The 8,292-nt window shown below is 49.5% G+C and carries 9 protein-coding genes; 4 read left to right on the plus strand and 5 right to left on the minus strand.

Annotated elements, in window-relative coordinates; all coding sequences use genetic code 11:
* Both E1757_RS35400 and cax read right to left on the minus strand, forming a co-directional pair.
* A partial coding sequence (locus E1757_RS35400; RefSeq protein WP_484217471.1) for a transposase occupies nt 1-184 on the minus strand: 184 nt, incomplete at its 3' end.
* A gap of 149 nt (nt 185-333) precedes the next feature.
* Nucleotides 334-1,380, minus strand: coding sequence for a calcium/proton exchanger (gene cax / locus E1757_RS35405; RefSeq protein ID WP_133237135.1), 1,047 nt, complete (start codon nt 1,378-1,380; stop codon nt 334-336).
* 190 nt (nt 1,381-1,570) lie between these two features.
* On the opposite strand from cax, the gene E1757_RS35410 reads away from it, so the two are divergent.
* A complete protein-coding gene (locus E1757_RS35410) occupies nt 1,571-1,966 on the plus strand; it encodes an Asp23/Gls24 family envelope stress response protein (RefSeq protein WP_133237136.1) in 396 nt (131 codons plus the stop codon).
* Between the two features lie 137 nt (nt 1,967-2,103).
* Here E1757_RS35410 and ftsW read toward each other — a convergent pair whose 3' ends face one another.
* Nucleotides 2,104-3,267, minus strand: coding sequence for a putative lipid II flippase FtsW (gene ftsW, locus E1757_RS35415; RefSeq protein WP_133237137.1), 1,164 nt, complete (start codon nt 3,265-3,267; stop codon nt 2,104-2,106).
* Between the two features lie 12 nt (nt 3,268-3,279).
* Entirely contained in the window at nt 3,280-3,621 is a 342-nt protein-coding gene (locus tag E1757_RS35420; RefSeq protein WP_133237138.1) for a YugN family protein, read from the minus strand.
* Nucleotides 3,622-3,829: 208 nt separating this feature from the next.
* Here E1757_RS35420 and E1757_RS35425 point away from each other — a divergent pair, with 208 nt between their 5' ends.
* From E1757_RS35425 to E1757_RS35435, 3 genes are all read left to right on the plus strand, one after another.
* Entirely contained in the window at nt 3,830-5,002 is a 1,173-nt protein-coding gene (locus tag E1757_RS35425) for an amidohydrolase (protein WP_133237139.1), read from the plus strand.
* Nucleotides 5,003-5,162: 160 nt separating this feature from the next.
* Entirely contained in the window at nt 5,163-5,573 is a 411-nt protein-coding gene (locus E1757_RS35430; protein WP_133237141.1) for a CBS domain-containing protein, read from the plus strand.
* Between the two features lie 234 nt (nt 5,574-5,807).
* The gene (locus E1757_RS35435; protein WP_133237140.1) at nt 5,808-6,974 is read left to right on the plus strand and encodes a Gfo/Idh/MocA family protein; all 1,167 of its coding nucleotides are present in this window, start codon (nt 5,808-5,810) and stop codon (nt 6,972-6,974) included.
* A gap of 199 nt (nt 6,975-7,173) precedes the next feature.
* On the opposite strand, the gene E1757_RS35440 is transcribed toward E1757_RS35435, so the two are convergent.
* Nucleotides 7,174-7,701 carry a thermonuclease family protein gene (locus tag E1757_RS35440; protein WP_246079740.1) on the minus strand — a complete coding sequence of 176 codons (528 nt, stop codon included), beginning with the start codon at nt 7,699-7,701 and terminating at the stop codon, nt 7,174-7,176.
* Nucleotides 7,702-8,292: the final 591 nt, after the last annotated feature.

The raw sequence follows: 8,292 nt of genomic DNA on the forward strand, positions 1-8,292 counted from the left end.
ACATGCGAATGGGGTCAATGGCGTTACGTCCATTGTCCAAACAATATTTTGCTTCCAGTTCCTCATATATGAATGTGAAGTCCACCAGTTCGTTGATTTGACGAAGCATATTATCCTTCGGCACGACGATGTCATACAGTGCCGCGTAAGGACTCAAAACCAAAGTTTGTTGTTGCCGAATCATCCGCTCTCACCCGCTTTTCGTGATGCCTTATTTATTCGGCAAAAAAGGTACAGATTCCTTCATTTTCTTGAAGGACTGTACCTTTTTCATATGAATGGACTTTTTCAGTGGCCTCCTTTTTACGGGCTGCTCTTTTTTTGGGGACTTGACTACACGAGGAAAAAGGCGATGCCGAGTATACAGTATACGACCAGCAGCAGCACGCCCTCGTACCAGTTCGTTTGGCCGTCCTGGGAGATCGATTTGGCGATAATGGCGGCCACACCGATGGCGATGAGCTCGAACGTCGTAAATACAATGTTCATCGTCCGGCCGAACAATAACGAGACAAGCACAAGCACCGGCGCAACGAACAGCGCGATTTGCAGCGAGCTGCCGACCGCGATCTCGACGGCGGCTCCGATTTTGTTTTTGCGTGCCAGCATAATGGCGGCGCTATGTTCGGCGGCGTTGCCGACTATGGCGATCAGAAATGCGCCGACAAAGAGCTCCGACAGACCGTACTGATGGGTAAAAACCTCAAGAGTGCCGACCAGCCACTCGCTGACTACCGCGACCATAGCCGTAGCCAAAAACAAAAATAGGATCGAGCGGCTTTTCGGCCATTCGGGTTCGCCGTGTTCGATCGCTTCATCGCTCAGCTCGTTTTTATGGGTTACCATGGAAAAGAACAGCCAGAGCAAGTACGCGATAATCAGAATTACGGCTACCGACAGGCTCAGCTTCATCGTACTCGACATCGACAAGCTTTTGGCGAATGCCGCGGGGACGAAGAGGGCGATAACGCCAAGCAGCATCAAAGAGCCATTGTGGCTGGCCAGTTTGACGTTAAACCGCTGCTCTTTATATTTCAGTCCCCCTACCAATAAGCTGAGGCCCAGCACGAGCAGCAGGTTGCCGATGATCGAGCCGGTAATACTCGCTTTTACGATATCGAACAAGCCGTCTTTTACAAGAAAAATGGCAATGATTAATTCGGCAGCGTTGCCGAACGTCGCGTTCAGAAAGCCGCCCAGCCGCTGCCCGGCATAATGGGCGACGCTTTCCGTCGCTTTTCCCAAAAAACCGGCAACGAAAATGATCGCGATACATGCGACAATAAATTGAACCGTAGCCGAAAACATGCCGGAATAATGAGTAAAAGCAGCTAGCGCGAAGCTGGCGGTTAAACAAATGGTAAACCAATGGCGTTTCATAATTATCACCTCATATGGTAAAGTATGTCTAATAGCAAAAAACCTATTCTACTATATTGATATTTGCGCATGATGTAAATATATGGATTTGACAAATGGATTACGCAAATTGCAGAACCGTGTCGCATAAGTTGCTTTCGCGCTGGGAAGTCATTACAATATAGGTATAACCCGCTGAGGAGTGATCCATATGTCCGATGAAATTCAATCAGGTCTTATTCGCATTTCAGATGATGTCGTTTCAACAATCGCAGGCTTAGCTGCGTTGGAAACTCCCGGGATTGCTGCAATGTCCGGAGGTATTTCTGAAGGGTTAGCGAAACGGCTTAGCGGCAAAAACGTGCAAAAAGGGGTTTCCGTCGAGGTGGGGCAGCTGGAAGCCGCAATTGACTTGCGCGTCATTGTCAACTACGGAAGTAAAATTCAAGAGGTATGCCGCGATCTGCAGCAAAACGTGCGCGAAGCTGTAGAAAATATGACGGGCTTATCCGTAGTCGAAGTCAATGTCAAGGTGGAAGGCGTCGCTTTCCGCGAGGAAGAGAAAGAGAAGGAGCTTCAAGTGGAAGAAGCGCATCGTGTGAAATAAGGGAAATTTGTGCCGTTTACATACTTGCACATACCGAACAAGAGAGCCTGCATCGGGCTCTCTTGTTTATTTCTTTAATCGTAAAGTAAGGATAAGATTCACTTTTTGCTGTGCCCCTTGACAAACGCGCGCGACCTTTAAGGACGGCTAGCCCGTTTATCCTGATCAGGTTTGTTGAATTCTCTGGATATGCTGAGCAAGATGCCGAGGCTGATCAACGTTACCAACATGGAGGAGCCGCCGTAGCTGATCAACGGAAGCGTTACTCCGGTCATCGGAATGCTAACTGTGACGCCGCCCAGATTGACCAGCGCTTGTACCGCAATCGTACCGATGATGCCGACGCCCGCCAGTGTCCCGAACATTTCTTTGCAGCGGACGGCGACAAGCAGGCCGCGCCATAAGAAAGCCACATAGACAAGAATAAACAGCGAGCTGCCGATGAAGCCGAGTTCCTCCCCAATGATGGAAAAAATAAAATCGTTATGCGCCTCGGGCAAATAATGCAGCTTCTGAATCCCTTGACCAAAGCCCGCTCCCGAAATGCCCCCATGGCCGAAAGCATAGAGTGATTGAAGCAGCTGATAGCCGTCGCCCAAAGGGTCGGCCCGCGGGTCGAGAAAGGAGGTGAACCGGCTGACGCGAAAATCTTGACCGTTTTTGACCAGATAGATCGAGATGATAAGGGAAAGAAAAGCTCCTCCCACTACGCATAAGAAAAAAATATGTTTCAGATTGGCGCCGCCGACAAGAATGACGATGGCGGCGCACATGATCAGGATCATGGTGGACCCGACATCCGGCTGCAGCAAAATCAAGGCGGAAACAAATCCGACGATGACGAGCGCGGGAAGCAGCCCTTTTCGAAAATCGCGGAATTTATCTTCCTTCTTGCTGATCAGTGCGGCCAAGTACAAGATGACGGCCAGCTTGGCGAATTCGGTGGGCTGAATGCTGAAGCCGGCCACTTTGAACCAGCTTGTCGCTCCTTTTACGCCATGACCTACTACAGGAACCAACAACAGCATAATGACGACGATAACAAATCCTGGACCGATCCACTTTTTAATGACCCGGTAATCGATGTTCATACAAAAAAACATGGCTACCGTACCCAGAGCAATTGCAACCGCTTGACGAATAACCATGTACGAAGGATCGTTGAGCATCGTCGCCGACACGGAGTCGAAGCGGGTATATGCCATGCTCGCGCTGAATACCATAGCCAGTCCAAAGCATACTAACAGGATGGTTAGAAAAAGCAGCAGGAAATCCGGTGTTCCTCGTCGCTGGGAAGTCATGGTATAGTCGTCCTATTCGGACAATTGGGTTTTCAGCTGTGCCAGCTTTTGCGAGGCGATTTTCATAATGGAATCCGGAATCGGCGATGCGTAGTCCAATCCGTGAGGGAACGTAGCTTTTCCAATATAAACTTCTTCTATGTAGAGAATGGCATGCGGCTGTTCAAGTCTGCCGGATTCAGCACGAGTGTTCACACGCAAAAAGTATTCGCTGCCCTTTTCTTCAATTTTCAAATCATAGGTAGCCCGAGTATATTCCCACTGCCAGCGTACGAAGCCCAGGTTCGTCGTTACTTCGTCCAAATGTGCGAGATCGCTTTTTAGCCCTTTAATGCCGTTATTTTCAATAATCACAGTGAAAACCCTCCTAGAAAGTCAAATCCAATGGTATCTAATTCTTTTATTTATGATAGTATGTTTCCCAAACTTGTGCAAGCTTAATGCGAAATGCGGCAAACCGCTCTCTATATAAATTTGAAATTCTTGTGACACATGGATGAAAGCGGATAGCAGATTTGTTAAACTATAAGGAAGAATAAATGGAGAATACGGAGGAACGCTCATGGAAGCCTTATTGCAAGCAGTCGATTCGCTGTATCCGGAGATGGTAGGCTGGCGCCGGTATTTGCATCAGCATCCGGAGCTTTCCTATTATGAAACGGAAACCGCCGCGTTTGTCGCCGGGCTTTTGAAGCAGTGGGGGCTAGAGGTGCGCACGCAGGTTGGCGGCAACGGAATCGTGGCAAGAGTTACAGGGAACGGACAAGGTCCGACCGTTATGCTGCGCGCCGACATGGATGCCTTGCCGATTCAGGATCAGAAGAGCTGCAGCTACGCTTCACGGGTTGACGGGGTAATGCATGCGTGCGGCCATGATGCGCATACCGCCACATTATTGGGCGTTGCAAAGATTTTGACGGAGCATCGGGAGGCGCTGAACGGCGACGTGGTAGTGCTGTTTCAGCATGCGGAGGAGCAAAGCCCGGGCGGGGCGCACAGCATGATCGCCGAAGGCGCGCTCGACGATGTGGATTATGTATACGGCATTCATTTGTGGACGCCGTTTCCCGCAGGTACCGCATATTGCAAGGAAGGCCCGTTCATGGCCGCGGCGGATGAGTTTGAAATTGTCGTCAAGGGCAAGGGCGGGCATGGCGGACTGCCGCATGAAACGACGGACAGCATCGTCATCGGCTCGCAGCTGGTAGGCAATCTGCAAACGATAGTCAGCCGCAACGTCGATCCGACGCAGCCCTGTGTCGTTTCGGTCGGTTCGTTTCACAGCGGGACGGGCTTTAACGTCATCGCCGAGCAGGCTACCTTGATCGGCACGGTACGGACGTTCGACGATGAGCTCCGCTCCGGGGTGCGCCGGCGGATGGAAAGCATTGTCGGTCAAACCTGCGCCATGAACGGAGCCGATTACAGCTTCGACTATAAGTTGGGATATCCACCGGTTGTGAACGACGCCGGCGAAACGGATCGTTTCTTCCGTGCGGGAGCGCGCGTGATGCAGGTTAAAAGGGCGCCGCTCATCATGGCGGGCGAAGATTTCGCCTATTATTTGCATCACCGGAAAGGCTGCTTTATGTTTGTCGGAGCGGGAAACCGGGAGCAGGGGGTCGTCCATCCCCATCATCACCCATTGTTCGATATCGACGAGACGGCGATGCGCGATGCGGCCCGGCTATTTATCAGCATGATTTGGGATTGTCAAAGCAACGAATGTAATTAACTGCTAGACGTATTAGCACATGCAAAGGGCGGTTTCGGGTTAATCTATGTCTGCGACGGAAAGCGGCTTTGCCTTTGCGGCATACGTTGACGAGGCTTGACCGGCGTACTAATTATTTGGGGAGGGACTTTCCTTGGCTGACAAGAAGCTGAAAGAAATCATGACAAAGGATTGCTCAACCGTCACTTTGCAGGATAACGTCTATGAAGTAGCCGTAAAAATGAAACAGGAGGATACCGGATTTATTCCTGTTGTCGACGGCAAAAAATTGATCGGCGTCATTACGGACCGAGACTTGGTTATCCGCGGCTTTGCCGAAAAGAAAGAGGGCTCCACAGCCGTTAAAGAGGTTATGAGCAGCAACCAAATTACAAGCGCGTCTCCTGAGACGACTGTGGATGAAGCCGTCAAACTGATGGCGAAACAGCAAATCCGCCGTTTGCCGGTCGTAGAGAACGGAGAGCTGGTCGGAATCGTATCTTTGGGCGACCTGGCCGTACGGGATAAGTTCGAAAACGAAGCCGGCGAAGCGCTGAGCCAAATTTCCGAAAAAGATAAAGCTCTCGTATAAGCGGATATTATCTGAACTTATAACGGCAAGCTTATGTTCTCCTGATTCGTTCGGGGGAACATATTTTTCCGTTGGTGATTTTTTGCTGCTTCCTTCTAAAGCTTTTCTTTATATCAATTTTGCCGCCACTATTTTTATATTGAAATGTTCACGTGTGCAAGATATAATTAATAACGTGGAAGAAAATGCTTACATATTAAGCGTTTTTAATGAAAGAAAGGCAGGGGAAAACGAATGGATAAAGTGCGCATCGGTATTATCGGTGTAGGTAACATGGGAAAAAGTCATACCGAGTACTTGGTCAAAAATCAAGTGAGTCATGCTGAGCTAACGGCTATTGTGGATACGGATCCGTCCCGTCTCGATTGGGTAAGAAACAATTACGGGAGCAGCAACATTCAGCTTTTTGATAATTTAGACGCTTTTTATGCTTCCAAGGCGTTCGACGCCGTTATCGTGGCAACGCCGCATTACAATCACCCGGAAGCTGCGATTGAGGCATTTTCTCACGGCTATCACGTGCTGGTTGAAAAGCCTGCCGGCGTTTACACCAGACAAGTTCGCGAAATGAACGAAGCTGCCGCGAAATCGGGCAAAGCGTTCGGTATTATGTTTAACCAACGGACCAACCCTTTATATCAAAAATTAAGAGACCTGGTTACTTCCGGAGAGCTTGGCGAAGTTCGCCGCACGAACTGGATTATTACGAACTGGTACCGGTCGCAGAGCTATTACGATTCAGGCGGCTGGCGCGCTACATGGGCCGGTGAAGGCGGCGGCGTATTGATCAATCAGGACCCGCATCAGCTTGACCTGTGGCAGTGGACAGCCGACATGATGCCTAAACGTGTCAGAGCGTTCTGCGGCTTCGGCAAATACCGCAACATTGAGGTTGAAGACGATGTTACGGCATATGTGGAGTATGAAAACGGTGCAACCGGCTTGTTTGTAACAACGACAGGCGAAGCGCCTGGAACGAACCGCTACGAGGTGAGCGGCGACAACGGCAAGATCGTTATCGAGAACGATCAATTGACGTTCTGGCGTCTGCGCACGCCCGAGCCTCAGTTCAACCGCGAATGGAAAAACGGCTTCGGACAGCCGGAATGCTGGAAGTGCGAAATTCCGGTTGTCGGAGCTCCAGGACCGCAGCATAAAGGCATTACGCAAAACTTTGTCAACCACATCTTGAACGGAACGCCATTGCTGGCTCCGGGCGAAGAAGGAATCAAAGGCTTGACATTGTCCAATGCGATGCACTTGTCCTCGTGGACCGACGATTGGGTTAACCTGCCGATCAACGAAGACCTGTACTATGAGAAGCTGCAGGAGCGCATTAATTCCTCCACGTTCAAAAAGGAAACGAAAGAATTGCAAATGGACGTAAAAGGAACGCATTAAGCTGACCGTAAAGCACGGGCTGTCCCAAACGGGTATCAACCGGTGAGACGGTCCCCAAAATATGCAAGCCGCCTCCATCACCACTGTATAAGTGGGGATGGAAGCGGCTTTTTACATGCAAAATCATATCAAATTCACAAAAAACGCTTCCGCTAAACCGCGGTCTCGTCGTCCCCCGAGAAGCTTCGATACAAGCTTCTTATTTCTTTTTTTCAAATGCCGAATCGTAATCTTTCCAAAGCCCTTTTTCTTTCTTGCGGGCTTCCTCCTGATCTTTTTTAAACAATTCGACATACTTCACATTCGGAGGAAAAGTAGCGATCCGCGCATAGCCTTCCTTCACCAGCGTACGGTTATACAGCTCGTCGCCGATCCAGACGTAAGCGAGCAGCCGGGCATATTTATCTCTGCGCTCCACATCCCATTCCAGCTCGACCGTTTTGTTTTCCAACCGTTTTTTCGTATAATCGGACGCTTCCTTGCCGTAAAACATGACAGGCGTGTTCGGCTTTTTCGTTTCCGGAGTATCGATTCCGATCAGCCGCACCTTCTCTTTTTTTCCGTTCAGTTTAATTTCCAACGTATCGCCGTCGACGACCCGCTCGACCTTTACCGATTCCCGGCCGGCGGCAGTCGCCGCGGATTTGCTTTGGCAGCCTGTCATGGCGATTGCCGCGGCCAGTATGAGCATTGCCAGCGCGAACGCTATGAACCATTTCTTCTTCAATAGGTGTCACCTCTAGCTTTTATCGGATGCAAGTTCGTGAACTGCTTACCGTTACTCATTGTAGAGCCTGGGCAAACCGGTTGTAAAGTGTAATGATGTTTAATTTATCCGGATTCCCCTCATACTAGAAAGTATGTAATTTTAGCCGGAGACTTTTAGCGAAAAATGGCGGATGTTGACAAACAGGAATTGGCAGTCTGCTTATGGAAAAATAAGCATCGCTTTCGAAGCCGGTTTTGCTTAGGCAAAACTAAGCATCGCTTACGAAGTCAGTTTTGCTTACGCAAAACTTGGAGCCCAGCGGTGATATGTCAAGGGGATGATCGATAAGAATTGGAAAAAACATTGCCTAAAGCGTACCCAGAGCTGAAAAAAGACATCACTAAACTAACCCCACCATTTAGTCTAAATTTTCAGACTATTTACAGGCATGGGCAACATGTAAAAAGAGTAGAAATCTGGAAATCCTATGGATTCCTCCTCTCGGGTGGTGTGTACATTTTGTTGGTCTTCAGTAGCATGAATACCAACCGTACCAATTTTCGTGCAGATAGGACGAGGGCTCTTTTGTGCTTATGCTTCGGGACTTCA

Origin of the sequence: Paenibacillus piri (genome assembly GCF_004354045.1) — a bacterium.
Lineage (GTDB): Bacteria > Bacillota > Bacilli > Paenibacillales > NBRC-103111 > Paenibacillus_S > Paenibacillus_S piri.

Coding starts and splice junctions, on each gene's coding strand:
- cax (WP_133237135.1), bottom strand. CDS start 1,380: ATGAAACGCCATTGGTTTACCATTTGTTTAACCGCCAGCTTCGCGCTA.
- E1757_RS35410 (WP_133237136.1), top strand. CDS start 1,571: ATGTCCGATGAAATTCAATCAGGTCTTATTCGCATTTCAGATGATGTC.
- ftsW (WP_133237137.1), bottom strand. CDS start 3,267: ATGACTTCCCAGCGACGAGGAACACCGGATTTCCTGCTGCTTTTTCTA.
- E1757_RS35425 (WP_133237139.1), top strand. CDS start 3,830: ATGGAAGCCTTATTGCAAGCAGTCGATTCGCTGTATCCGGAGATGGTA.
- E1757_RS35430 (WP_133237141.1), top strand. CDS start 5,163: ATGACAAAGGATTGCTCAACCGTCACTTTGCAGGATAACGTCTATGAA.
- E1757_RS35435 (WP_133237140.1), top strand. CDS start 5,808: ATGGATAAAGTGCGCATCGGTATTATCGGTGTAGGTAACATGGGAAAA.